Source organism: Deltaproteobacteria bacterium, assembly GCA_019309045.1.
Lineage (GTDB): Bacteria > Desulfobacterota > Syntrophobacteria > BM002 > BM002 > JAFDGZ01.
In genome coordinates this window covers 36035-61630 of sequence record JAFDGZ010000004.1, presented here as the reverse complement: position 1 = coordinate 61630, position 25596 = coordinate 36035, and the positions used below count along the sequence as shown (strand labels likewise).

Annotated in this window: 19 protein-coding genes; all 19 read right to left on the bottom strand. The window is 52.8% G+C overall.

Features of this window, described 5'->3' with window-relative positions; translation table 11 throughout:
- Positions 1 to 528: 528 nt before the first annotated feature.
- Positions 529 to 1323, bottom strand: coding sequence for an acyl-ACP--UDP-N-acetylglucosamine O-acyltransferase (gene lpxA / locus JRI89_01890; protein MBW2069985.1), 795 nt, complete (start codon positions 1321 to 1323; stop codon positions 529 to 531).
- The gene (gene fabZ / locus JRI89_01885; protein MBW2069984.1) at positions 1313 to 1774 is read right to left on the bottom strand and encodes a 3-hydroxyacyl-ACP dehydratase FabZ; all 462 of its coding nucleotides are present in this window, start codon (positions 1772 to 1774) and stop codon (positions 1313 to 1315) included. Before fabZ ends, lpxA begins: the two co-directional genes overlap by 11 nt.
- Positions 1774 to 2823, bottom strand: a complete 1050-nt coding sequence (lpxD, locus tag JRI89_01880; GenBank protein MBW2069983.1) for a UDP-3-O-(3-hydroxymyristoyl)glucosamine N-acyltransferase — start codon at positions 2821 to 2823, stop codon at positions 1774 to 1776. The genes fabZ and lpxD overlap by 1 nt, the downstream gene beginning before the upstream one ends.
- A 198-nt stretch (positions 2824 to 3021) precedes the next feature.
- Positions 3022 to 3552, bottom strand: coding sequence for an OmpH family outer membrane protein (locus JRI89_01875; protein ID MBW2069982.1), 531 nt, complete (start codon positions 3550 to 3552; stop codon positions 3022 to 3024).
- Positions 3553 to 3815: 263 nt separating this feature from the next.
- The gene (gene bamA, locus JRI89_01870; GenBank protein ID MBW2069981.1) at positions 3816 to 6449 is read right to left on the bottom strand and encodes an outer membrane protein assembly factor BamA; all 2634 of its coding nucleotides are present in this window, start codon (positions 6447 to 6449) and stop codon (positions 3816 to 3818) included.
- The gene (locus JRI89_01865; GenBank protein ID MBW2069980.1) at positions 6446 to 7162 is read right to left on the bottom strand and encodes an ABC transporter ATP-binding protein; all 717 of its coding nucleotides are present in this window, start codon (positions 7160 to 7162) and stop codon (positions 6446 to 6448) included. Before JRI89_01865 ends, bamA begins: the two co-directional genes overlap by 4 nt.
- Positions 7155 to 8399, bottom strand: a complete 1245-nt coding sequence (locus JRI89_01860; protein ID MBW2069979.1) for a lipoprotein-releasing ABC transporter permease subunit — start codon at positions 8397 to 8399, stop codon at positions 7155 to 7157. The genes JRI89_01865 and JRI89_01860 overlap by 8 nt, the downstream gene beginning before the upstream one ends.
- Before the next feature lie 153 nt (positions 8400 to 8552).
- Positions 8553 to 10040, bottom strand: coding sequence for a lysine--tRNA ligase (gene lysS, locus JRI89_01855; GenBank protein MBW2069978.1), 1488 nt, complete (start codon positions 10038 to 10040; stop codon positions 8553 to 8555).
- Positions 10041 to 10355: 315 nt separating this feature from the next.
- Entirely contained in the window at positions 10356 to 12107 is a 1752-nt protein-coding gene (locus tag JRI89_01850) for a PAS domain S-box protein (GenBank protein ID MBW2069977.1), read from the bottom strand.
- A gap of 125 nt (positions 12108 to 12232) precedes the next feature.
- Positions 12233 to 13444: a type II secretion system F family protein gene (locus tag JRI89_01845; GenBank protein ID MBW2069976.1), complete on the bottom strand. Its 1212-nt coding sequence runs from the start codon at positions 13442 to 13444 to the stop codon at positions 12233 to 12235.
- Between the two features lie 89 nt (positions 13445 to 13533).
- On the bottom strand, positions 13534 to 15225 hold the full coding sequence (gene pilB, locus JRI89_01840; protein ID MBW2069975.1) for a type IV-A pilus assembly ATPase PilB: 1692 nt from the start codon (positions 15223 to 15225) through the stop codon (positions 13534 to 13536).
- Positions 15226 to 15465: 240 nt separating this feature from the next.
- Complete coding sequence (locus JRI89_01835) at positions 15466 to 16659, bottom strand: pyridoxal phosphate-dependent aminotransferase (GenBank protein ID MBW2069974.1); 1194 nt, start codon at positions 16657 to 16659, stop codon at positions 15466 to 15468.
- A gap of 141 nt (positions 16660 to 16800) precedes the next feature.
- A complete protein-coding gene (gene truA / locus JRI89_01830) occupies positions 16801 to 17562 on the bottom strand; it encodes a tRNA pseudouridine(38-40) synthase TruA (GenBank protein MBW2069973.1) in 762 nt (253 codons plus the stop codon).
- A 92-nt stretch (positions 17563 to 17654) separates the two neighbouring features.
- A complete protein-coding gene (locus JRI89_01825) occupies positions 17655 to 18695 on the bottom strand; it encodes an N-acetyl-gamma-glutamyl-phosphate reductase (GenBank protein ID MBW2069972.1) in 1041 nt (346 codons plus the stop codon).
- Between the two features lie 166 nt (positions 18696 to 18861).
- The gene (rpsI, locus tag JRI89_01820; GenBank protein MBW2069971.1) at positions 18862 to 19254 is read right to left on the bottom strand and encodes a 30S ribosomal protein S9; all 393 of its coding nucleotides are present in this window, start codon (positions 19252 to 19254) and stop codon (positions 18862 to 18864) included.
- Between the two features lie 24 nt (positions 19255 to 19278).
- The gene (gene rplM / locus JRI89_01815; protein MBW2069970.1) at positions 19279 to 19713 is read right to left on the bottom strand and encodes a 50S ribosomal protein L13; all 435 of its coding nucleotides are present in this window, start codon (positions 19711 to 19713) and stop codon (positions 19279 to 19281) included.
- A 108-nt stretch (positions 19714 to 19821) separates the two neighbouring features.
- Positions 19822 to 22080 carry an LPS-assembly protein LptD gene (locus tag JRI89_01810; GenBank protein ID MBW2069969.1) on the bottom strand — a complete coding sequence of 753 codons (2259 nt, stop codon included), beginning with the start codon at positions 22078 to 22080 and terminating at the stop codon, positions 19822 to 19824.
- Positions 22064 to 23368 (bottom strand): bifunctional folylpolyglutamate synthase/dihydrofolate synthase, encoded by a 1305-nt coding sequence (locus JRI89_01805; protein ID MBW2069968.1) that lies wholly within the window; start codon positions 23366 to 23368, stop codon positions 22064 to 22066. Before JRI89_01805 ends, JRI89_01810 begins: the two co-directional genes overlap by 17 nt.
- A 64-nt stretch (positions 23369 to 23432) precedes the next feature.
- A complete protein-coding gene (locus JRI89_01800) occupies positions 23433 to 25565 on the bottom strand; it encodes an ATP-dependent helicase (GenBank protein MBW2069967.1) in 2133 nt (710 codons plus the stop codon).
- Positions 25566 to 25596 lie beyond the last annotated feature (31 nt).

The window sequence follows — 25596 nt, the reverse complement described above, 5'->3', positions numbered from 1 at the left end:
CGGGCAGAAACATGGTGGAGGCTCTAATTTTGATACCATGCCGTTCCATTTCCTGGGCCAGTGCTCGCAGGAGGGCGTCATCTTGTTTGTGAAACATCCGCGCCAGCAGGTTCAGCGCCTTCCAGTCCGGTCGTATTTTCCGGAAAAGCTTGGTCTTTTCAACTGAACCCGCCATCACAGCTTCAGAGACCCTCGCCTGCTGCAAGGTCTCTATCATGCGACCCAGTTGACCCAGTTTCACCCAGGTACACTGGTCCACCTCTTCCTGCAAACGCACATCGGTCTCACCCTCTAGCGCTACAGCTATTACTGTATAATTGGCGCTTCTGGCAGCCCGGGCGAAGAGGAGAGGAAACTGGCCGCTCCCTGCAATTAGTCCTATTCTATTCACAGTGCCACCAAGAACTCGACGAGGGAAAGACCGGCAAAGTTTCACAGGTCAACATACTCAGCTTTGAAGGCAGGGCTTTCCGCAGCAATCTAATCTATACCTCTCAACGGCCCAACTGTTGACAGCTTTAGAAGACACTAACGGGTTATGCCTCGCTGGGAGCCGAGAATAAAATCCAGCAGGATTCTCACCTCGGCAAAATTGCCCCACTTGCGCTCGGCCTCTGCAAGTGCCTGGCGAAGCGGTTTGTGGCTGCGAAACAAAATCCGGTAACAATCCTTCAGAGCCCGCAGTACTTCTTCGCTAAAATTCTTTCTTTTCAGACCGATGGTGTTGATGCCATAGAGACGAGCCCGGTCGCCAGCAGCAAGTGCATATGGCGGGATGTCTTTGGAAACTCCTGTTTTGCCGCCTACGAAGGCATGGGTGCCTATGCGCACGTACTGGTGCACTGCGGTCAGGCCGCCAAGAACGGCAAAATCTTCCACATTGACATGGCCGGCGAGAGTCGCGGCATTGGCCATTATGACATGATTGCCGAGAACACAATCATGCGCCACATGGCTATAGGCCATCAGCAAGTTATGGTCGCCGATCCTCGTTATCTCTTGCCCCCCTACGCTGCCCCGGTTGATGGTAACGAACTCCCTGATCACGTTGTCAGCACCGATGACTGTACCCGTACGGCGACCATCGTACTTGAGATCCTGTGGCGGTGTACCTACAGAGGCAAAAGGATAGATCTCGCAGCGAGGTCCAATTGCGGTGTATGAAGCAATATGGACGTGGGCATGAATCTTACAGTTCTTGCCGATAGTAACCTCCGCGTCGACCACCGAGTATGGCCCGATTTCGACCGGAGGTTCCAGTTTGACGCTGGTGTGAATAATAGCCGTCGGATGAATTCTGACAGCTCTCTGTTCAGCTCTCACTTGCTTCTGCCTTCTTTGGAGTATCTTCAATTGCAGCCATCAGTTCAGCCTCAGCCACCAGGGAATCACCAACGTACGCCTCCCCTCGCATCTTGAAAACCTTCCTCTTTTGCCGAAGCATTTTCAAGTGCAGACGCAACTGGTCGCCCGGGACCACAGGCTTTCGAAAGCGGACCTTGTCCATACCCATGAAATAGACAAGGCTGCCTGACAGTTCCGCCTGGGAGGAAACAAAAGCAAGAACGCCGCCCACCTGGGCCATTGCTTCCACAATAAGCACTCCCGGCATGATCGGCTTGCCAGGAAAATGTCCGATAAAAAAAGGTTCATTTATGGTTACGTTTTTCAAGCCTACGATTTCACTGCCCTTGTCCAACTTCTCTATCCGATCGACGAGAAGGAAAGGGTACCGATGAGGCATGATTCTGAGAATTTCTCCTATTTCTATCATCACTCCAACCCCTTGCCACGAGCACCAACTATTTGTTCGATATGGTTCAGCCTTTGCTCCAGTTCTCGCATCTCTCTGTAGAGGTCTGGCAGCCTCTTCATGATGCCGCAGTTGCGCAACCAGTCCTGATGACGAATGGCAGGGCTGCCCGACACGGTTTCCCCAGGTGCAATAGACTTGGCAACTCCAGATTGTCCTCCCACTCGCACTCCATCACCTATCTCGAGGTGTCCCGCCACCCCCACCTGGCCCGCCAGCACCACGTGCTTTCCAAGGCGAGTACTGCCTGAGATTCCCACCTGGGCAACAATAATGCTGTTCTCACCGATAACCACATTATGGGCTATCTGCACAAGGTTATCTATCTTGACTCCGCGCTTGATCCAGGTTCTCCCCAGCGTCCCTCGATCAACAGTGCAGTTAGCCCCTATTTCCACATCATCATCGATTTGCACTATGCCGAGATGGGGAATCTTCACATGGCGGCCGTCTTCCTGGGCATAACCGAAGCCGTCACTGCCTATTACCGTGCCGCTATGGACTATTACTCTCTTGCCAAGGCGGCACCGCTCGAGAATGGTGGCATTCGGGTAAATTAGACAGTCTTCCCCAATGTGAACACCGGCACCAATATAAACCCCTGGCAACAAGATTACCCGATCACCCAAGACTGCTGCCTCGCCAACATAGACCCCTGGATGTACAGAAACGTCCTTGCCCAACTTTACCCCAGGATCCAGATGAGCTGCGGAGCTCACTCCGGCGGCCTGAACAACATCGTGACTGAACAGAGCAAGAATCTTGGCAAGGGCTAGATAGGGATTACCGTGAACAACCCGCGGTTTTTGGAAATCTTCCATACCTCGAGGAACGACGAAAGCAGCAGCCTTTGATGACCTGGCTGCACTACTGTATTTGGGAGATATAACAAAAGAGATGTCACCAGCTGAGGCACTCTCCAGAGGAGCAACCCCGGAGATTCTCAACTCCGGGTCCCCATGCAGTTCACCGCCAACCATTCGCTGCAGGTCGCCCAGGGTTGTTTCCATCTTGCCGTCCATCCGACCTCTGCTCCTCCCAAACGGTGTGGCTCTCTCGGGATATCTCGCCAATCGGCAAGGTAAGCCCGCTTCGGGAAAACACCTACCCGGATTAATCGGTTGTTATCCTCCCCCGAAGTCAGTGGATGCCAATCCAGGAAAAGGGCGTTGTCTTGTCGACAAACATTTCCGGACCAGCCATTTCTACTATTTGCTCTTTTTCACTCTCTCGTTGAGTTCTTTGATAATCCTGTCTGTGAGTTCCAGAGAGGCTGGGGCATAGGCCAAGCCTGCCCGGCGCATTTCCCAGATCATGGTGTAGCCCTCTTCCTTGCCAATACGGGTTATAATGTCGAAGATTTTATCCCTTATAGGATTGAGCAATTCTTGCTGCAGCTTGTCGAGCTGACGGTTAGCGTCGTAGGCGAGGCGGTCATATTCCATCCTTTTGGCCATGATCTCTTGAGCTTTTTGCTTTTTCACTTCAGCACTCCATATTTGTTCCTTTTTCTTGAACTCTTCATCGAGTGCTTTGATTTCTTTCAATTTGCCAGACAACTCTTGCCGAACTTTTTCCTTTTGCTGCTGAAACTTCTCTGCACCCTGCTTGCCTATTTCAGAGCGTTCTATAATGGTTTGCATATCGAAGTAACCCAGCTTCACCACCTCTGCGGCAGAGGCAATGCCCACTCCATAAAACAACAGAAAGATCGTCAAAAAAGCAGCGTACTTTTTCATCGCAGGACTCCTAGTTCAATCATTATCGTCGCAGCCCATTCCTCACTTACTCGACTCGTTCGTTGTAAGAAGGGAGGCTTCATTTCATCAGGGTCACAGTGGGACCACAAACTGGCACCAGAATAATCTAGTAGCTCTCAGGTTGCAAGCATTTCAGCTATCTCCAGGTCTTCCTTCTGGCCCTCCCCTTGAAAACTCTTTGATCACCACCAACACAGTGGCAAGCAACTCCGGAGTGCCAGACCCTTCATCTTCAGTATGTTTTAGAAATAGACCCCCATGGAAAACTGCCACTTTGTGCGAGATTCATCCTTGCTGGGACTTGGGTTTAGACCCCATTCAAGTCTGAGAGGTCCCATGGGTGATTGCCAACGAAATCCCCCACCTACCGCCAACTTGAACTTGCTGATATCTATGTTTTCACCGTTATCGTAGCTGTTGCCGGCGTCAAAGAATATTACACCCCTCAAACCCTGGGACTCTATGAGAGGAAAGAGGAGTTCTGCGTTGAAAAGCGCCATCTTGTTGCCGCCTATCCGGTCACCCGTCTTCCGGTCACGTGGACTCACGTCACCTGAACCAAAAGAGCGAATTGAGTTTATGCCACCTAGAAAGAAGCGTTCATAGATGGGCACCATGCCATCCACCTCCTCTATAAAGCCGATCTTTCCATGAAGAAAGCCGACGAATTTCCAGAACAGAGGATAGTACCAGCCGCTGTTAAATATGGCTTTGATGTACCCCGCATCTCCTCCCAGGCCGGCAAAGTCCAGAGTGAGACTATTGTCGGAGCCTCTGGTGGTGAAGAACGGGTGATCTCTGCTGTCCCGGCGCAGAATAGTGCTGATTACGCTGGAGATGATGGTGCCCTTCTGATCCTTGATAAAGTCAGCTGCCGAACTAGATACATTCTGCACTGCGGAGTGGTCATAGCCATAGGACATATACAGCCTGGTGTAATCCCACACCGGGTAGCCAAAGCCCAACTTGCCGCCATAACTTTCCTTGCTGTACTCGTCGTAATCCCGGAACCATCTATAGGCAGAAACACTTGTAGAGAGGGGCATGTCAAACAGCCAGGGTTCGGTGAACTGCAGCATAAATCTGTTGGAGTCTTTGCCGAATTGCCCCTGAAACTGTAGCTGCTGACCTCTCCCGAAAAGATTGCGCTCGGCGATTTGGCCGGCCACAAAAACTTTGTCTGCAGAGCTGTAGCCAGCCCCCAGAGAAACAAAACTGGTAGGTTTTTCCTTCACCTTGACATTGAGATCCATTTCATTCGGCTTTTTCCCCTTCATGGTGTCTACGGCCACACCTTCAAAATAATCCAACCTACGGAGATTTTGAACGCTTCGCTGCAGTTTGGCCTTGTCGTAGCGTCCCTGCTCTACTACTCGCAGCTCGCGCCTGATCACCTTGTCGCGTGTCTTGGTGTTGCCGCTGATTGTTATCCTGCCAAAGTATACCAGCTGGCCTTTGTTTACCTCGTAGTCAACATCAACCAGCTGTTCAGCAGGATTTTCACGAATGCGAGGAATCACCTCTGCAAAGGCATAACCCTTGTCCGTGTAGTAATTGGTAATCGCTTCAATGTCCCGCGCCAGAACTTCTCTGCTAAAGTATTCTGTCTCTGGTAACTTTAAGGAACTCTGCAGTTTTTTTTCATCCTCCGGCTCGATCCCCGTGACCTTCACCTTGCCCACCCTAAAGCGCTTCCCTTCAAAGATGGGAAATTCAATATTAATTCCCTTGTCATCGTAGGTAATCACCGGACTTCCCACCTTGGCGTCCACAAACCCCTGGTTGTGATAGAATGCCGCCAGTCGATCCACGTCAATGTCCAGCTGTTCTTGCTTGAGGATGCCGGACTCTGTGAGCCAGAAAAAGAATCCTTTCTCTGAAGTCTTGATCTTCTTCTTGAGTTCTTTGTCGCTAAATTCGTGGTTTCCAGTAAAGATAATCTTCCTTATGTAGAGCTTCTGGTGTTCTTTGATGTTGAATTTCACCACCACGGCATTGCCTTTCAAAGGCTGCACTTCGTAGGTTACCTTGGCATTGTAGTATCCTTTGTCTCGATAGAGCGCCCGTATTCTTTCCATATCTTCAGTGATGGTAGCCTGCTTCAGGATGGTATAGGGCTTGGTGGCAATGGCACCCCGGATGTCATCCTCCTTCACTGCATGGGCGCCATGAATTACCACCTTGTTGATGGTCGGCTTTTCCACCACAACGAAAATAACCTTCTGCCCCTGGGGGGTATCTTCAGTCTCTATCCGCACATCCGTAAAATAGCCCATCTTATAAATGGCTGTGAGATCCTTGCGTAATTGTGCCTGGTCCAATAGTTGACCTGGCTTGCTGTGAATTACTAGCTTTATTGCCTCGTCTTCTACCCGGCGATTGCCGCGGATAACTATCTCATAGATCTTCTTCTTGCGGTAGACACGAATACTGATCTCTGCAACCACATCGGCCACGGCACTGGCAAGATTTTCCAGACCCACCTTCACCGCGTATATGGAGGCAGTTGGCCTGGCGCCCTTCACATCTACCAGGCGAACATCGAGGCTGATTTGCTCGGCAAACTTGCTCAAACTTCCGTACAAAACGAAGTCGCACTCCAAGGACCGACCAATGGCTCTCGCCAGGGCGTCAGTCATTGCGGTGCCCACCTGTATTGCTTCACCCTGAAGGGCGTCTTTGGCAGAGATGGGCTGAAATCCTTGCTTTCGCAAGCTTTTCATGAACAGGTTCAACAGCGGTCCCTGCAGACCGCTGAGATCCTCCACACTATGAAAGGTGAATGGCACGATGGCTATCCGTACGGCCTGCCCATAAAGCGACTGGACCCAGACGAGACAAAAGAGAAACGGAATCAGATAGAAGCACTTTCTCAACTTGCTGACGCCCCCTTGACGTCCTCCGAAACTTGCCGCAAAGTACCGTCTTTCAACTGCAGTCTGAACTCCATCATACCGGCCAACTCCATATTATGAGTGACCACCACCATACTCACATTGTGTTCACGATTAAGGCGTAACAACAGTTCATGAATATCGCCTCCAGTTCTCGTGTCCAGATTTCCCGTGGGCTCATCTGCAAGAAGTACTTTTGGTCTGAGCACCAGGGCGCGCGCCACAGCAACCCGTTGCTGCTCGCCCCCAGACAGTTCTCCAACACGATGTGCCAACCGATGGCTCAAGCCAACCTGAGCCAGCACCTCTTCTGCCATTTCTCTGGACTCTCTCTTGCCTTTGCGGGCAATTAAAGCTGGCATCATGGTGTTTTCTAGTGCGGTGAATTCGGCAAGCAGATGATGAAACTGAAACACAAAGCCGATGGTCTGGTTGCGGAACATTGCCAGGGCTTCTTCAGGCAAACTGAATACGTCCTCCCCCTCGTACTGCACCGTACCTGAACTTGGACGTTCCAGCGTCCCGAGGATGTGGAGTAAGGTGGATTTGCCTACTCCTGAAGCTCCCACCACTGCCACACTCTGGCCTCTTTTTATGCTGAGATTGACCCCACGCAACACCTCCACACGGCGCTCGTCACTGCCGAAGTGTTTGTACAACTCAGACACCTGCACAAGGGGTTCTGCTCTACTCATAACGAATGGCCTCTGCCGGATCGAGCCGCGAAGCCTGCCAGGCGGGATACAGTGTGGCAGCAAGGGTTATGGCCATTGCAGCCAAGGCTATGACGGCGACGTCTATTGGATCCATCTTTACCGGGAGGGTGGAAATGTAGTACACATCCTTGGGCAGCTCGATGAATTTGTATTTCGCCAGCAGTTTGCACACAGCATAGCCGCCGGCAAGTCCGAGCATGGTACCAACTACCCCAATGACCAGACCTTCGATCATGAATATTTTCATGATGCTTCGGCTGGTCGCCCCCATAGATTTCAGAATGGCTATATCTCTTGTCTTCTCCATCACCACCATAATGAGAGTACTGATAATATTAAATGCTGCCACCAATATTATGAGAGCAAGAATGATGAACATGACTATCTTTTCCAGCTTCAAGGCAGAAAAAAGGTTTTTATTCATTCGCATCCAGTCCCGACAGTAGAAAGGAAACCCTCCCAGTAGCTTCTTGATATGTCGCGCCACAATGTCAGCCCTGTAAATATCCTCGACCCTTACCTCGATGCCGGTGATTTTTCCTTTCATGCCAAGGAAGCGCTGGGCCGCTGGGAGTGAGACGTAGGCCAGTGTGCTGTCATACTCATACATGCCAGATTCAAAGACTCCCACCATCTTGAATGCTTGTGCTCGAGGCATTTGGCCAAATGGTGTCAAGCGGCCTACGGGTGAAAGCACTGTAATCACCTGCCCTTTCACTACACCTAGATTCCTGGCCAACTCGTTGCCCAGGATGATTCCAGGCAAAGCACTGCCTGCCACAGGGATGTCTTGCCTGGCCAGGTCAGCCAGACTTCCCTGCCTCAGGTTTCTTCCCAGGCTCAACACCTTACCAGCTGTCTGCGGATCTATCCCCCTGAGCACAGCACCGGAGGTAGTCTGTCCAGTGCTGAGCATCACCTGAGAATAAATGAAAGGAGTGGCTGCCACAACACCCGGGACTGCTTCTATTCGAGAGGTCAACTGTTGATAGTTGGCTAGGGCACCAGTATAACTCGAGACCACCACGTGTGAGGTAACCCCCAGTATCTTTTGACGCAGATCTTCCTTGAAGCCGTTCATCACCGCCAGGACAATTATGAGGGCTGTTACCCCCACCATGACGCCGGCAACAGATATAAAAGTGATCAAGGAAATGAAGGTCTGTTTGCGTTTCGCTTTCAGATAGCGAAGACCGATAAACAGTTCGTAGGGCATAGCTATTTATGTTTAGGGGTGGGTAGTAACGACCAGCCCATATCTCCGCAGACCCCAGCAGCGCAGCTCTAGCGAGCATGGCAGAGAGCAAATCGAGCCAATCGGGGATCACCTTGCTGAGATCTTATAGCAGATTTCCATCCACACCGCCACTCAGCTGCGCTCGGGCCTCATGTGCGGGAACAGAATTACCTCCCTTATGGAAGCTCTGTTGGTGAAAAGCATTATCACCCTATCGATGCCGACTCCTTCACCAGCCGCAGGAGGCATGCCATACTCCAGGGCCCTGAGGTAGTCCTCATCCATGAAATGAGCTTCTTCGTCGCCTGCTTCCCGCTCGGCCACCTGCTGCATGAATCTCGTCCTTTGATCATCAGGGTCATTCAGCTCGGAAAAACCATTGGCAATTTCTCGGCCGCCTATGAACAGCTCAAATCTGTCCACCACAGAAGGATCGGCCACATTCCGCCGCGCCAAAGGTGAAACTTCCACAGGATAATGAGTGATGAAAGTGGGTTGTATCAACTTGGGCTCAACCAGTACATCAAAGAGTTTGGTTATGATTTTGGCCGGTCCTTGTTTTGCAGTGGCAATACCCAGACTCTCTGCCCGGGCCATGAGCTTGCTGCTGTCTTCGATCTCATCTCGGCCCAGACCACCAATATCGACGAGCGCTTCGTACAGGGGCAGTTTTCGCCAGGGTGGGGTGAGATCAATGTCCATTCCCTGATAGGAAAAGCGGAGATCCCCGTTGAGCTGCGAAGCGAGGAAGCAAAACATTTCTTCACTCAAGCGCATCAAATCCTCATAGGTGGCATATGCCTGATAAAACTCCAGCATGGTGAACTCGGGGTTGTGTTCAAAGGAGATGCCTTCGTTGCGAAAGTTTCGATTCAATTCGAATACCTTCTCGAATCCTCCCACCAGCAACCTCTTGAGATAGAGTTCAGGAGCAACCCGCAGATAGAGTTCGATGCCCAGGGCATTATGGAATGTGGTAAACGGTTTGGCAGTAGCACCTCCGGGAATGGGCTGCATCATGGGCGTCTCGACTTCCAAAAAGCCTCTGGTCTGAAGGAATTCCCGGAGCTTCTCAATGATAACCGCTCGCCTGACAAACAGTTGGCGCACCTCTTCGTTGACAATGAGGTCCACATAGCGCTGCCGATACCTTGCCTCCACATCTCGAAAGCCATGGTATTTTTCTGGCAGCGGCCTGAGGCTCTTGGTCAGTAAACGAATTTCCTGGCAGAGCAGGGTCAATTCACCTGTCCGGGTGCGAAACAGGGTTCCTTTGACGCCAACCAGATCACCTATGTCAAACTTTCGGAAGAGGCCATAACTGTCCTGGCCCACCTCCTCTTTTTTGACGTAGATTTGCAGCCTGCCGGTGGCATCCTGTAGAGTCACGAATGATGCTCGTCCAAAGGAGCGTATCGCCATGATGCGGCCGGCGCAAACAAATACCCGCCTCTGTTGTGCCAACTTATCGTCGTCTAAATCCTGGTAGCTAGCCTTGATGTTGGCAAATCTATCCTGGACAGCAAAGTCGTTACAGTAGATGTCAACCCCTGCCTGCCTGAGTCTCTCCGCTTTCTGCCGGCGTTGTCTCAGCAGTTGGCTCAATTCATCTGTGGCCATTTTCATGAATCCTTTGAGGCGAGCCCTTCACTGCTGAACCCACTGGCTGCAAGGCGACTCCTGCAAAAAATGGCCGCTGTATATTCGGCAACATAACAGCACATACATCTGCTGCCAAACACTCCATCTGGGCAGTAGCGGTGGCTCCTCCTCTCACTGGGTTGTGGCATGTATCTCAAGGGGCGTTACGATAAACGATTTGCCGGCAGGAGTCAAGCTCTAACAGAGGGGAGACATTTCATATTTTCAAGTTATGTTGACAGGTTGTCTGTTTGTCACCAGAGGGCTGCAGCGGGCCCCAGACCTGGCCACTTTCTATTCACTTTCGAGAGAACCATTTTCTGGAGAGTGATCTGTACTAGCCAGAGGCAGATAAATGGTGAAGGTGGTTCCTGAACGGCCGTCGCTTTTGAAAAAGATCCTGCCGCCATAATTCTCAATGATTCTGTGGACAATTGTCAAACCAAGCCCGGTACCGCTTTCTTTGGTAGTAAAGAAGGGATTGAATATCTTGTCCTGAATTTCCTGGGGAATCCCTGGACCAGTGTCCAAAATGGAGATCTTGGCAAAGTTCTTCCTGCTGTTTCCTGTACCATTTTCATAATGGATTCCGGTAGATATGCATATTTCCCCACCGTCATTCATGCTGTGCAGGGCATTCAGCATCAGGTTCCAGATCACCTGTTCTAGCTGTTGAGAATCAATATTTACCCAGAGATTGTCGGCAAAATTCTTGCGGATCCGTACGAGCCTCGGCAGTTCAGGGCTGTTACCCAGGATTTCCAGGGTATCGTTTATCACCTGGTGTATCTCCACAGACTCCTCTGCCTTCCTTGCTGGCTTGGAAAAGAGAAGGAACTCATTGACCAGGGCATTGAGCCGTTCAGCCTCACGCAAGGTTATATCCATGAGACGCTGGTATTCATCCTCTAGAGTCAATTCATCTCTCATCATTTGCAGAGATCCACTGAGAGATGCCAGGGGGTTCTTTATTTCATGGGCAATCCCAGCTGCGAGCTCGCCCACTACAGCGAGACGGTCCATCCGGCGAATCTGTTCTTCCATGCGGCGAATTTCAGTTAAATCTTGAAAAATAAGAATGAGACCAAATTCATGGCCGCGCGGGTCAGAAAGTACTGACTGAGAGAAACCCAGATGCACTGTGGTGCCATCCTTGCGGGTAAAACTAAAGTCGTTGCGCTCCGGTCGCCGTCTTGCCCCATCTCCCCTGGACTGCTTGCCTCCTATCAGCCGGGGAGCTATCTCGGGGAAAATGGCACTGATGTGTTTTCCCTGCATCTCTGCCAGCTTGAATCCTGAGATGCTTTCAGCAGCCCGATTTACATAGGTTATTCTCAGTGCATTATCCAGGGTGATCAGTCCACTGTTGATGCTCTGCACTATATTGCGATTGAGCAACTCCAGTTGATCGAGATCATACTGCTTCTCTTCCAACTTTGCGCCGCTGCGGCGAAGTTCCTCGGCGAGATAACTGCTCAAAAAAGCCACCGCGTAGAAAGCCATAATATTCATGAGAACAGTGTAAAAATAGTAGCCACTACTGTAATGCATGGCAGTCGAAGAGCGGGTGTAGAAGGGATGAGCAAGACCGAAATACTGCATATCGAGAAGCACGCCATAGAAAATGCTGCTAGCTGAAGCAATGAACAGTCCTCCTCGACGATACAGCATGATGGCAGCATTTATTATTACCAGGATGTACATGAAGGAAAAAATACTTTCGATGCCGCCGGTGACATAAATGAGGGCAGTGACGAAGACCACATCCAGGACGAGCTGGATGTAGGCCAGCAGTTTTACCCTGTTTGCCCTGTGCAACCGTCTCAAGAGCAGGACGTAGCAGCCAGTGGCAAAATAGATCAGCACAGCCACTGTGTAGAGGGAGATCGGTGAGGCATTGATAAAGAACTGGTAGGCCTTTGCCTGGACTACTGCCGTAACTGCGAGCAGAAAGGTGGCAAAGAGCACCCTGAGGAACATCAGCCTCTTGAGTTTCCTCAAGAGCTCAGCTGTAGCACCCTTGACAGGATCTTCATTCACAGACATCTTCGCTTAGTCCTTCGATTCATAAGTTCAATGACGAACTTATTTCCTCAGGACCTAGTGCTGGGTGAGCAATTGCTTCGAGATAAATTAGCAGAATACGTCACTGTATTTGCGAATCGTAGTACTTAGCCGCCCACAGCTCCGGCCATCTGAAATATCGGCAAATACATGGATATCACCAGAGCACCGATAGTGCCGCCGAGAAACACCATCATGAAGGGCTCCAACATGGAGGTGAGCGCCTCCACAGCAGCATCTACCTCATCATCATAAAAATCGGCAATCTTACCCAGCATGGTGTCAAGAGCTCCCGTAGCCTCCCCCACAGAGATCATCTGCACCACCATGGAGGGAAATACTTCACTGTCAGCAAGAGGCTCAGCAATAGTACGCCCCTCGCTGATACTCTGCCTGGTCTCTCTGATTGCCTCCTCAATGGTCCGGTTGCCTGCTGTGGCCGCCACAATTTCAAGGCTGTCCAGGATAGGCACCCCACTGCCGATCATGGTTCCCAGTGTGCGGGTAAACTTGGCCACCGCCACCTTGCGAATGAGCACGCCAAAAATAGGCACCCGGAGTATGAGTCTGTCCACCAGAGCTCTGCCCTTTTCAGTACGATAGAACCTTCTGAAAGCAAATACCAGAATAGCCAGCCCCACAATCATATAAAGAATATTACCTTTGACAAAATTGCTCAAGTTTACCACGATCTGGGTAGGAAGCGGCAGAGCGCGGCCAAAATCTGCAAACATGGTCTGAAACACCGGGATTACAAACACCAGGATTACTGCCACCACCAGGACGGCAATTGCCGTGACCACAATAGGATAGGTCATGGCGCTCTTGACTTTCTTCTTGAGCTTCGCCGCCTTCTCAATGTAATTCGCCAGGCGATTGAGAATGATATCTAGGATGCCGCCTACCTCCCCTGCTGCCACCAGGTTGACAAAGAGTTCGTCGAAGACTTGCGGGTGCTTCTTGAGTGCATCGGCAAAGGTCGAGCCTTCTTCCACATCTTCTTTTACCTGTTTGAGAATGCGTTTGAAGGTGCGGTTGTCCTGCTGACTGTACAGAATATCAAGACACTGTACCAGGGGAAGGCCTGCATCAATCATGGTGGCAAATTGCCGCGTCATGACCACAATATCCTTTTCGGTCACTTTGGGCTGAAAGGCCTTGACGTTTGCGAAGATGTCTTTCGGCTTGGGTTTGATTTTTTTGGGTTCGATGCCCTGTCGTCTGAGGGTGAGGCGGACCATATTCTCATTTTCCGCGTCCAGTTCACCCTTTTTCTTTTTTCCCTTCCGATTGATTCCTACCCACACGTATTCCGCCATACCGTGCTCCTTGTCATATTTCTTGGCAGCATCTTCGCCTTACAATTGCTGCCCCTGATCGCATGTTATCTTTACCCTTTTTTCAAGGGTTAGTCCTTCACGGAGCAGCGTACCACCTCTTCAACTGTAGTGATTCCAGCCTTCAACTTGTTGATTCCTGATTGCCGCAAGGTCAACATGCCGAGCCTCATTGCCTCCCGTTTGATCTCGGTGGTAGAAGCCCCTACCAGGACCAACTCTTTGATCTCATCATAGAGGGGCATGACCTCGTACAGGGCAATTCTGCCCTTGTAACCGGTCTGGTTGCACGAGGCACAACCAGCACCACGGTAGCAGGTAATGCTGCCCACTTCTTCTTCTGGAACGCCGAGATCCAGCAAGGTCTCCTGCGGTACTTCCATCTCCTGCTTGCAGTCCTCACAAATCATCCGCGCCAGTCTCTGGGCTAGAATGAGATTGACGGCCGAGGCCACCAGAAAAGGTTCCACACCCATATTGAGCAGACGGTTGACTGTACTGGGGGCGTCATTGGTGTGCAGGGTGCTGAGAACCAGGTGCCCTGTTAGGGCCGCTTTGATTGCTATTTCAGCAGTTTCGAAATCTCGGATCTCTCCCACCATGATAATATCAGGGTCCTGGCGGAGAAAAGAACGCAATGCTGCCGCAAATGTGAGGCCGATGGACTCGTGGATCTGCACCTGATTGATGCCACTGAGATTGAACTCCACAGGATCTTCTGCTGTTGATATGTTTTCAGTGGTCTTGTTCAGCTCGGACAGAGCGCTGTAAAGAGTGGTGGTTTTGCCGCTCCCTGTGGGACCGGTAACCAGGACCATGCCAAAGGGCTTATGGATCGCTTCTTTGAACTCTTTCAGCTGCTTCTCCTGGAAGCCGAGCTTGGTCATATCCAACTGCAGATTGGATTTGTCCAGAAGCCGCAGCACCACTTTCTCGCCGAACAGCGTGGGCAGCACGGAGACACGGAAATCCATCTCCTTGCCTTTTGTCTTTAACTTTATGCGGCCATCCTGAGGCAGGCGGCGCTCGGCTATATCGAGTCTGGACATGATTTTGATACGTGAAATCAGAGCATTTTTCAAGCGCAGAGGCGGCCTCATTATCTCATAGAGCACACCGTCTATTCTGAAGCGCACCCTGAAACTCTTTTCATATGGTTCGATATGGATGTCACTTGCCATTTTCTTGATGGCGTCCACCAGTATGAGGTTCACCAGTTTTACTACCGGAGCCTGTTCAGCAGCGCTTTCCAGTTCACTGATGTCGAGTTCTTCAGTAGAACTGATCACATCGACGCCATCGTCGGCAAACTCGCTGATCACGTCTTCCAGGTTGGCACCGGCGTCATAGAACCTGTCCATAGCCTGTTTGATGGCGCTTTCGGTGGCAACCGTCACCCTCACATTTTTTCTGGTGAGAAACCTGATGTCATCAATGATGAATATGTTGGAGGGATCCACCATGGCTATGGTCAGAGTCTGACCCTCCAGGGATATGGGCACAATTTTGTACTTCTGCACAATGTTGGAGGGGATCATGTCGATGACTTCAGGATCCACGTCCAATTTGGAAGGATCAGTAACCGGCACCCCATATTGCTTGCTCAGAAATTCCAGCAGTTCTCCCTCTTCCAGGTAGCCCATCTTGACCAGATGGGTCCCCAGGACGCCGCCGTTGTTCTTCTGCTCCTGGAGTGCGTTCTCCAACTGCTCCTCAGTGATGAGTGTTTCGCGGACAAGAAGTTCGCCCAGCTTCTTTACCATGCCTGACCCCTAGTGGCTTAATGGTCGCTTCAGATTGATAAATTCTCTGGGTCAGTTATGCAAAATGTGGACCAGAAGCAGGGGTTTCTCCAGGCAGCAAAAAGGCTTCATTCCATCAGCAGGTTCCGCCAATTGCTCGGCACTGCAAAGGACTGCATCACAGTTCGCCCCACAGCCGGCAATGTCGGCAGCCACCTGGCTGAGCTGTGCTCTTCTTCTTCAATACCAGGCATCTCGTTGCTAATGCAGCTGAGACAGAGCGGTACTCAGCAGTTCGAGGCCCCGTTCTATTACTTGCACCGAAGTAGCAAAAGAAAAGCGCAGATAACCGTCCTCACCAAAGGCGATGCCGGGAACAGTGGCAATCTGAGCCTTTTCCAACAGGTAAGAGGCAAGATCAACCGAGTTTTCTATGGTGTCGCTGGCAAAGGAGCGACCGTAAAATGCACTGCAATTCACAAATACATAGAAAGCTCCGGCAGGTCGAAAGGCCCGAACACCCGGAATTTTCTCCAGAAGGCTCAGCATGAGCTGGCGCCGCTGTTCATACTTGTCCACCATGTACTGCACTGCCTCCTGGGGACCGGTCAGGGCAGCCAGCGCCGCTTTCTGGGCGATGGAATTGGGGTTGGAAGTGTTCTGGCCCTGAATCTTGTTTACTGCGGCGGCTATCTCTGCGGGTGCAGCCAGATAGCCTATGCGCCAGCCCGTCATGGCATACGTCTTGGATACACCGTTCACCACAATAGTATACTGTCTGAGCTCATCGTCCAGCATGGCAAGGCTGTTCCAGTTTAGACCGTCAAACAGTATTCTGTAATAGATATCATCTGATATGACCAGCAAGCGGTGCTGCAGTACCACCTCCGCCAGCTCTGCAAGCTCCTCACTGCTGTACACAGTACCCGTGGGATTGCTGGGACTGTTGAGGATCAGGCCGCGGCAGCGCTCCGTTAGGTGGTCTTCCAGAATTGCCGCGGTCAGCTTGAAATCATTTTCCTCGAGGGTGGGGACCACCACAGGCTCTGCTCCTGCCAGCCTGACTATGTCCGGGTAACTCACCCAGTAAGGAGCTGGCACGATAACCTGGTCGCCTGGATTAAAGAGAACCTGAGCTAGATTGTATAAACTGTGCTTGGCACCGCAGGAGACAATGACCTGTGAACGCTCGTAGGAGAGGCCATAATATTTTTCAAATTCTGCAATTATGGCATCTTTCAACTCTTCGATGCCGCCAACAGGCGTATACTTGGTAAAGCCCTGGCGAATTGCCTCAATAGCTGCCTGGCACACGTGTTCGGGGGTGTGGAAGTCAGGTTCGCCAATGGAAAAATTTATCACTTCCAACCCCTGAGCACGCAACTCTCTGGCCCTGCTGCTGATAGCAAAGGTGGCCGAGGGTTTGATCTTGCTCATCCGTTCAGCAAGTTGCATCGTGAATTCTCCTTTTGCCACACCGGTTCTCCGCCTGCCAGGTACGACTGCAGAAGTGCTTCTCACCGGGCATGAAGCGGCGAGGTTTCCAGGGAGATTCACTCCTCTGGAGTCTTGCTGCTCAACGGCAGTCCGGCTCTGTCAATAGAATACCCGCCGCAAAAACAAACCGCGCGCCGGCGCTGTCATGCCAGCCTGGCGACGATCTCTCGCCGCCACAATTTCAGCAAAGTCCTCCCCAGTAAGCTTTCCCCTGCCTGCCTCCATCAGAGTGCCCACGATTGTGCGCACCATATGGCGGAGAAAGCCGTCTGCCTGCAAGGAAATTATCCAGATATCGCCCCCCGCTTTGCTGATTCTGGCATCGATAATGGTCCTCTCTGTTTGGCTCACTCTGCTGCCTGCAGCCTTGAACGAGGCAAAATCATGCCTGCCCACGAGCAGTTGCAGGCACTCTTCGATTCGCTGCCAGTCGAGCGGCTGCCGAATGTGCCAGGCATACTGGCGCCCCAGGGCAGGGGCAACTGAACCATTGTGTACCCTGTACTGATAGAGCTTACTGCGCGCCTTGAAACGGGCATGGAAATCGAGGGGGACTTCCTCCAGTTTCAGAGCTACTATATCACTCGGGAGGAGACTGTTCAAACCATGAAACAGCCCCCCTGCAGGAATCCGGCTTCGAGTGTGAAAGTTCGCCACTTGACCGCAGGCGTGCACCCCAGCATCAGTGCGTCCTGCTGCGTGCAAGCGGACTGGCTCGCAAGTAATGGTCTCCAGGCAAGTCTCTACCACCTCCTGGATAGTGAGAACCCCGCGTTGTCGTTGCCAGCCATGATAAAGGGAACCATCATACTCGAGGGTAACCTTGTAATTTTTCTTGGCACCCGCAGCCCGCCGGGGGATTCTCCGGCCCACCTGGGATGATTTCAGCTCGTCTCTCCCCACGACCACAACACGCCCGCAAGTTGAACTTGCTTTCTGCCATGGTGCTTCTCTCACGGCTGCCACACTCGCAAGTCAAGGCCGCTGTCTTCTGGGAAGCCACACATGAGATTCATATTGCATACTGCCTGGCCTGAAGCTCCCCTGGTGAGATTGTCGATTGCACTGATGACGATGATGCGTCCGGTGCGACGGTCCAGACGCCAGCCGATGTCACAAAAATTGGTGCCCCGTACCTGGAGAGTTGCAGGGAGCTGGCCTCCTTCCATTATCCTGACGAACCTGGCACGGCCGTATGCCTGCTCAAAGGCTTGCCGGACCTCCGCCTCTGTCACCTCGGCAGTCAACCTGCCGTACACCGTAGAAAGAATACCCCTGGACATGGGCACCAGGTGCGGCGTGAAGACTACCCGCAGTTCCTCTCCTGCAACAGCGCTCAATTCCTGTTCTATCTCAGGAGTGTGGCGGTGCTCTCCCACCTTGTACGCCTTGAATCCTTCATTGGCCTCGCAGTAATGAGTTGTCAGGGTGGCGGCCCGCCCCGCCCCACTTACTCCTGATTTACAATCAGCAATTATGCTGTCGAGTGCTATGAATCCGTGAGCCACCAGTGGCGCTGCCGCCAGGATCACCCCGGTGGGATAACAGCCAGGATTGCCTACAATCCTCGCAGTACGAATAGTCTTGCCGTGCAGTTCTGGAAGGCCATAAACAGCCTCTGCCAACAGCTCCCTGGCTGTATGTTCTTGATACCACTGTTCATATGTAGAGGCACGGCGAAAACGGAAATCAGCACTCAAGTCTACCACCCGCTTGCCCGCAGAAACCAGAGGAGCCACCACTTCCATGGCCTTTTTGTGGGGAAGCGCCACAAAAACAAAATCAGCCTTCTGCGCCAGGGTCTCCACATCCAGAGGTTCACACACCAGAGAACATACACCCTGCAATGCAGGAAACACCGTGGCTATGGGCTTGCCAGCATAACTTTGAGATGTCAACGCCACAAGCTGCACCTGAGGATGCTGCTGCAGCAGTGAGACCAGTTCAAAGCCCGTATAACCTGTACTGCCAACCACTGCCACCCGTAGTTGCATTATGTCACCTTTCTGGCACTCCTGTTTTTCCTGGCACGCCTGAAGGCGCTTTTGCAGGTGTAACAGGAGCAGCCGCAGCCAGGGGCTGAAGAACCTCAGCAATAGATCCCGCCACAAAAAAAGGAGGGCCTGAAACCCTCCTCTCCGCTGCCCTTGTAGTGATGCTTTATCGTTTAGAATATTGAAATCTTGCCCGCGCCCCGGGTTGTCCGTACTTCTTGCGCTCTTTCACCCTGGAGTCTCGGGTAAGGAAGCCCGCCTTTTTGAGTACCTTGCGAAACTCGGGGTTCACCTCCAGCAAAGCCTTGCTGATGCCGTGTTTGATGGCGCCGGCCTGCCCTGAAATCCCGCCGCCCCTGACATTCACATAAAGATCAAACTTTCCGAGCGTGCCGGTGAGTTCCAGGGGCTGACGCACGACCATCTTTGCAGTTTCTCTCTTGATGTACTCATCTATGGGCCGCTTGTTGATGGTTATATTCCCTTCGCCTGGCCACATCCACACGCGGGCAATGGCACTCTTTCTCTTTCCTGTAGCGTAATAGCGTTCCTCAGCCATGAAATTTCTCCGTAGCACTGCAGATCAATAAGGTAGCTCCAGTGGCCGCGGCTGTTGAGCTTCATGAGGATGCTCCGGACCAGCATACACCTTCAGCTTCTTGTAGAGCTTGCGGCCGAGTCGGTTCTTCGGCAGCATGCCCCACACTGCAAAGCGAATCAGATCCTCGGGCCGCTTCTCCAGGAGCTTCTTGGCAGTAATGGACTTCAACCCCCCTATGTAGCCTGAATGTCTGTAATAGACCTTCTTGTCCCACTTTCTCCCGGTCAATCTAATCTTGTCGGCATTCACCACCACAATAAAATCACCTGTGTCTGCATGTGGGGTGTACATGGGCTGGTGCTTGCCTCTCAATCTCGAGGCCAATTGGCTTGCCAGGCGACCCAGTACTCGATCACTAGCGTCCACCACATACCAGACTCGGTTCTCCGGGATGGTCTTGGCACTGACCGTTTTCATTAGCTTTCTCCCAGGTACTGGTTTAGAATCAGTTCTTATACTAGCAAGTGCTCCCGCTTGTCAAGAAAAAGCAGCAATAAAATGCATCTTTTCTCATAAACCTTCATATCAATCACCCAGGCCAATGGCGGGGGTGTGCAATTCACCGATACCTCCCAGGCTGAATCCCAGCAATACCCTGGAATTGTTGGGCTCATCCACATACCCCAGGGAGATGCCCCAGCACTGCCGCTGCAAGCGTACCAGGTATTCGGTCTGCAGGTTCTCCTTGCGGTCGAAAGAGTAGTTGCTGGCAATGCTGAAAGAGAGGCCGTCCCAGAGCTGCACAAGCATCTTGCCGTAAATCTGGTGGACGAATACATGGCCGTCCTTGTCGAGTATCCGCCGGTAGTTCACCTCCAGCTTGTCGCCTCTCTCATCGGCAAGAGTGCTGAGCAGTTCATGGCGTTTGAAGTCGCCGTCATGGGGAGACCATTCGCCTATGTAGGTGAGATTCTCCAGATAGCCTCCCGGGGTGAGATCCAACTGGGCAAACAGATTAGACAGCCTCCTTCTTTCTCTGACTTCGGGAACTACTCCCTTCTGCGGCCTGACGAAACTATAGGACTGGGCCAGTTTCAGCCTGCCCACGTCCTTGAACACCGTTTCTCCCGGCTTCTTGCCAGGCATCCGCGCCACAAAAAAGTTGGTCACGCTGTAAGTGAGCCTATTTCTTTTGCTAATCCGGTCAGTGGCATCAAAGAGGGGCAGATCTTTTTGATTCACTGGAGGTATATAGTCGTAGACTATTTCTGGTCTGAAAGTATGACGCAGTTTCGACCAGCCGAGCAGCCCAGTATCGAAGACCCGGCTGATGTCAGTCGAAGTTTTCAGGCGGGCGTTGACCAGCTGCCGACTCTGCAGGGTGCTCTCGGTCACCTTGCTGTCCTCAGATTCGTCAAAACGGTCTATCAGATAGATGGTCTCTTGCCAGGAAACAGACGGCTCCACTTCCAGGTATCTCTCCCAGTAGAGCGGCCAGGAAAGCCGCGGCGCCAGATCGAAGCGATGGCCGCGAGTGCCCTTCTGCCGCCAGTAGTTCACATAACTGGCCTCGGCCTGATAAAACAGGGGAGTGCTGAACAGGTGCTGACGGTCTGCTTGAAAGGTGAGCAAGGGGAATTGCTGCAGGGTGTATTTGTCTTCATTGTCGTTGAGGTTTTGATTGTAATTGAGTTGACCGTTCAGGGCAGCAGAGGTCCAGGTCTTGTTCATTAACAGGAAGGACTCCCTGATAATGGAATTCTTGTCGCTGACAATGTCTCGGTGAAAGGTATCTTCGAAGATCTTGCTGGATACTTTGTAACTACTGAAGCCTGTCTTGAATTCCCTCAGATAATCCACATCACTGGCAAAGTCTAGATCCATTTTACCGTTTATACCCCAGGGCAGGGAGGCGTCCTGCTTCGATCTCCACCACCAGCGGCGGCGATAGTTGCCGTCCAAACCTGGTGCCACTTCTCTGAACCCTTTGTTGCGCAAATTTTTCGGCTTCTCCTGATCGTTCAGGTAGTCGAAGCGCATAATTCCCTGGCTCCGGGCGCTTCGCACATAGCGAAACTCGCCCCCTGACATCAATCCCCGTTTGCTCATATAGTGAGCATAGTAAGTGGCGTCAGCACTGTCACTGATTGCCCAGAAAAAGGGGAGATCAAACTCTTTTCCTAAAAGGCTCGAGTCGGCCAGTCTGGGCGGCAGCAGTCCTGTTTGCCTGTCTTTGCCTGCAGGATAGGATACATAGGGGGTATAGAAAACCGGCACTTTGCCGATATAGAAGCGCACATGCTTGGCCGTACTGGAGCCGTCAGTCTGGACGAATACGTCTCGACCTCGAAAACGCCAGCTCGGGTGATCTCCATCACAAGAGGTAAGGGTGGCCTTTTCGAGATGGTACTTCTTGTCTCCAACTTTCTCAATGAGATGGCCGCTGAAGTAAAAGTGGTTCCTGGCGGCAAATCCCCTGGCCTCTTCGATGCTGCCGGTCTCACTGTCGAGATGGATAATGGCCCGCTCCCCCTCCAACCAGTTGTCTCCCTGCTGCAGCCGGACGTTTCCTTCCAGTACAGCCTCCATGTTGCGGCTGTCCAACCGGATGCGGTCAGCGCTGATCAGCCAGTCCCCCGAAGTGAGGCGTACAGAACCCTCGGCGGTATAAACCTCGCTGCGACTGTCATAGCTGAGCTTGGCCGCCTGCAGATGCCAGGGTACAATGCTGCCCTGCTGCGCGGCGCCGTCTTTGCCTGCCGCCCGCACCTCCAGCTCACCCCTGGCCAGCATCGCCAGCATAGAGAACAACAGGAGCGCAATCCAACTAGGTCTGGTCCTCATTGCCTGTGAAGCTCCGACGCTCGTTGATTTCCTTCACCTCTCCCAGAAAATAAAGAGAGCCGGTTACCAGTACGAGGTCTTCCTGGTCGGCCAGCTCGGCAGCCCTCGCCAGAGCTGGCGCTGCTTCCTGCACCACCTCCAGCCGCCCGGCGAACTTCCTGGCAGCCGCCAGGATCGCCTCTGGCCGGGCGCCTCTTTCATAGCGAGGTTTGGTCACAATCAGGTGGGCAGCCAGCGGTGCAATATAGCGGAGCATGGCAGAGACATCCTTGTCCTCCATAACCCCGAGCACTACAATGAGCCTGCGGTAGCGAAACTGTTCTCTCAGGCTGCGACTGAGGCAAGACATGCCTGCAGGGTTGTGGGCGCCGTCCAACAGCACCTGCGGTTGACGACTGAGCCACTCCAGCCTTCCGGGCCAGCGGACCTTCGCCAATCCCTGCATGATGTCTCCGGGCGCCAGCTCTACCTTGCCCTGTTCTTGCAGGACTTCGAGGGCTCCCAGGGCTGTGGCCGCATTCACCATCTGATGTCTCCCTGCCAGCGGTATGTGGAGCGGCTTCAACCGCCAGCGGAGGCCCCGGTAGGAAAAGCCGCCTCTAGGCAGCGACCTGACCCTGATGTGGCGGCCGATCCGGTAACAAGCCGCCTCTGCCTCCTGGCATTTCTGCTCGATCACGGCCAGCACCGCTGGCTGCCTGGCAGCAGTAACCAACGGCACCCCTTCCTTGATGATCCCTGCTTTTTCTCTGGCAATTTCAGTCAGGCTGCTGCCGAGAAATTCCTGGTGCTCCAGGGACACATTGGTTATGACCGCAACCTGGGGGCGCAGCACATTGGTAGCGTCGAGTCTGCCGCCCATCCCCACCTCCAGGATGGCCCAGTCCACACCCTTTTCGGCAAAAAGGCTGAGCGCCATTGCCGTGGTCATTTCGAAAAAAGTGGGAGGCTCCTGATCATCAACAACAGCGCGCACCCGCTGAAAACAGCTCATTATCTCCTGGTCGGTCACATCTTTTTCATTCAGGCGAAAGCGCTCATTGAAGCGAACCAGGTGTGGTGAGGTGTAGAGACCAACTCGGTAGCCGGCCTGGTGGAGAACCGCTGATATCATCGCTGCTGTGGAGCCCTTGCCATTGGTGCCGGCAATGTGGATGACTTTCAACTGTTCGTGGGGGTTTCCCAGGCGGTGCAGCAGATTCCTGGTGCTCGACAGGCCAAATTTGATGCCGTACTTCTGCAAATCGTAAAGGTAGGAAAGATTCTTCTGGTAGGTAGTCTGGCCCATGAAGCTATTGCCTCTTCGGTTGCAAGGGGCACGCCCTTACTCTACCCGGGACAAGCCACCAGCTCTAGTCCCCTGGCTGGGGAAGCAAGCGCTGCAGAGGTGCATATTGCAGATGCAGCAGCCTGGTGCGGCCGTCTTCAAAGCGGACTCGCACCTTGGATCTCTCCAGCGATGCCAGCACTCGTCCTCTGCCGAAATAGGGATGACGCACTGCGTCGCCCGGGGCGAACTCGTTGCCGTCTGCCAGGCTCTCACCCCGCCAGGACTCGAGACGGCTTTCGGAACCAGGGGCCGTCTCCAGCCGAACAGATGCAGGCAGATGATTCAGAAATGGAGACAGCCTGGCGATTCTCTTTCCGGTAGCCCGGTCATAGACCTGCTGGGGAGCACATAGACAGAGGTGATCCTTGGCGCGGGTGACCGCCACATAGAGCAGCCTTCTCTCTTCCTCCAACGCTCTTTCATCGCTGTATGCCTGGTATGGTGGCAGCCTGCCTTCCACCACCGAAATGACGAAGACCGCCTGCCATTCCAGTCCCTTGGCCGAATGAATGGTGGAAAGCACCAAGCGGTCCTCGCTTTGCTCTGGGGAGTTTTCCAGCACAGCAGCAGTGAGCGGCTCCAGGGTCACATCAGCCAGGAAGTCTGACAAGCGCTGGTATTTTGTGGTCCAGTCTTGCAAGTAGTCCAGTTCCTGCAAACGCTTTGGATAGTTGTCGTAGCGGGCCACCAGCATGGGTTGATAGTAGTCCCGCACCAGCCGCACTTGCTGGCTTACAGTCAGCCCGGGTTGATTGAGTTGTCGGTAAAGATCAACGAGTCGGTGCAAACCATGATGGGCTGGTAGTCTGCGAGCAAAGTCTGCCAGAGCATCCCAGCTGGAATCAGCTCTGCCCATAGCCGCCAGTATTTCCTGGCTTCGCTTGGCTCCCACCTGGTCAACAAGCTGGAGCAGGCGAGTCCAGCTCATACTATCCAGGGGATTGATCAGGACCTTGAGGTGCGCCAGCAGGTCCTTTACATGAGCTGATTCGATAAACTTGAAGCCGCCATATTTCACAAAAGGGATGCCGAGCCGCCCGAGCTCCACTTCCAGGTCAAAGGAATGATAGCTCGCCCTGAACAAAACCGCCATTTGCCGCAGAGGTACGCCACGCTGCTGCAACTGGACTATTTTCTCACAGACATATGTTGATTGCGCCCCCTCATCAAGGGGCCGCGCCAGTACAGGATCGACTCCTTCTTGCCGCACAGTGAAAAGACACTTGGTATATTTCTCTTTAGCCCATTGAATTACCGTATTGGCCACATCCAGAATGGGCTGGCTGCTGCGGTAGTTCTGTTCGAGCTTGTAAATTCTCGCCCCGGGATACACCCTGGGGAATTCGAGGATGTTGCCGTAGTCTGCTCCTCGGAAAGCATAGATCGCCTGGCTGTCGTCGCCCACCACCATGATGTTGCCATGGACTCTGGCCAGATCTTTGACAATATCTGCCTGGAGCCGGTTGGTATCCTGGTACTCGTCCACCAGTATGTAGAGATATTGCCGGGAAAGCTCCTGACAGACATCCGGGTGTTCCCGGAGAAGCTTCCGCAGATAGACCAGAAGGTCGTCGAAATCCATCACCTGATTCTGTCGCTTGTAAGTTTCATAAGCGTTCTGCAGCGCTGTCAGTCTGTCTCTGTGATGGAGGAACTGGCCGTAGTCGCGCTCCAGGAGTTCCTCCAGGGATTGATCTCTGTTCACTGCTTTGCTGAAGATGTCCACCACCGTGCGCTTCTTGGGAAAGCGCAGGGAGCGGTCCCGCAGATCCATCTTACCCATGAGAAAACTGACCACATCCTCGGCATCACCCCGGTCGAGAATGGTGAAGTCGGCAGAGTATGAAAATCTCCCACAGTAACGATGCAGAATATGGTTGGCCACGGAGTGAAAAGTACCGCCCCTTACCTGGCGACAGCGGTCGTCCAGGATGGCTGCAGCTCTGCTGAGCATTTCATCCGCAGCTCTGCGGGTGAAGGTCAACAGCAGAATGGTAGATGGATCTACGCCCTGGTCAACCAGCCAGGCCACCCGATAAATGAGGGTTCTGGTCTTGCCGCTGCCAGCGCCGGCCACGATCAGCACCGGGCCGTCCGGCGCAGTTACCGCCGCATATTGGGCTGGGTTCAATTGTCGTTCGTAGTCAATTCGCATAGACCCGAGTCAGCTAGTCCCGTAGCAGCCC

Coding starts and splice junctions, on each gene's coding strand:
- rplM (MBW2069970.1), bottom strand. CDS start 19,713: ATGAAAACGGTCAGTGCCAAGACCATCCCGGAGAACCGAGTCTGGTAT.
- rpsI (MBW2069971.1), bottom strand. CDS start 19,254: ATGGCTGAGGAACGCTATTACGCTACAGGAAAGAGAAAGAGTGCCATT.
- JRI89_01810 (MBW2069969.1), bottom strand. CDS start 22,080: ATGAGGACCAGACCTAGTTGGATTGCGCTCCTGTTGTTCTCTATGCTG.
- JRI89_01850 (MBW2069977.1), bottom strand. CDS start 12,107: ATGTCTGTGAATGAAGATCCTGTCAAGGGTGCTACAGCTGAGCTCTTG.
- JRI89_01875 (MBW2069982.1), bottom strand. CDS start 3,552: ATGAAAAAGTACGCTGCTTTTTTGACGATCTTTCTGTTGTTTTATGGA.
- pilB (MBW2069975.1), bottom strand. CDS start 15,225: ATGGTAAAGAAGCTGGGCGAACTTCTTGTCCGCGAAACACTCATCACT.
- lysS (MBW2069978.1), bottom strand. CDS start 10,040: ATGGCCACAGATGAATTGAGCCAACTGCTGAGACAACGCCGGCAGAAA.
- JRI89_01845 (MBW2069976.1), bottom strand. CDS start 13,444: ATGGCGGAATACGTGTGGGTAGGAATCAATCGGAAGGGAAAAAAGAAA.
- JRI89_01825 (MBW2069972.1), bottom strand. CDS start 18,695: ATGCAACTACGGGTGGCAGTGGTTGGCAGTACAGGTTATACGGGCTTT.
- fabZ (MBW2069984.1), bottom strand. CDS start 1,774: ATGATAGAAATAGGAGAAATTCTCAGAATCATGCCTCATCGGTACCCT.
- JRI89_01805 (MBW2069968.1), bottom strand. CDS start 23,368: ATGGGCCAGACTACCTACCAGAAGAATCTTTCCTACCTTTACGATTTG.
- JRI89_01800 (MBW2069967.1), bottom strand. CDS start 25,565: ATGCGAATTGACTACGAACGACAATTGAACCCAGCCCAATATGCGGCG.
- lpxD (MBW2069983.1), bottom strand. CDS start 2,823: ATGGAAACAACCCTGGGCGACCTGCAGCGAATGGTTGGCGGTGAACTG.
- JRI89_01860 (MBW2069979.1), bottom strand. CDS start 8,399: ATGCCCTACGAACTGTTTATCGGTCTTCGCTATCTGAAAGCGAAACGC.
- JRI89_01835 (MBW2069974.1), bottom strand. CDS start 16,659: ATGCAACTTGCTGAACGGATGAGCAAGATCAAACCCTCGGCCACCTTT.
- JRI89_01865 (MBW2069980.1), bottom strand. CDS start 7,162: ATGAGTAGAGCAGAACCCCTTGTGCAGGTGTCTGAGTTGTACAAACAC.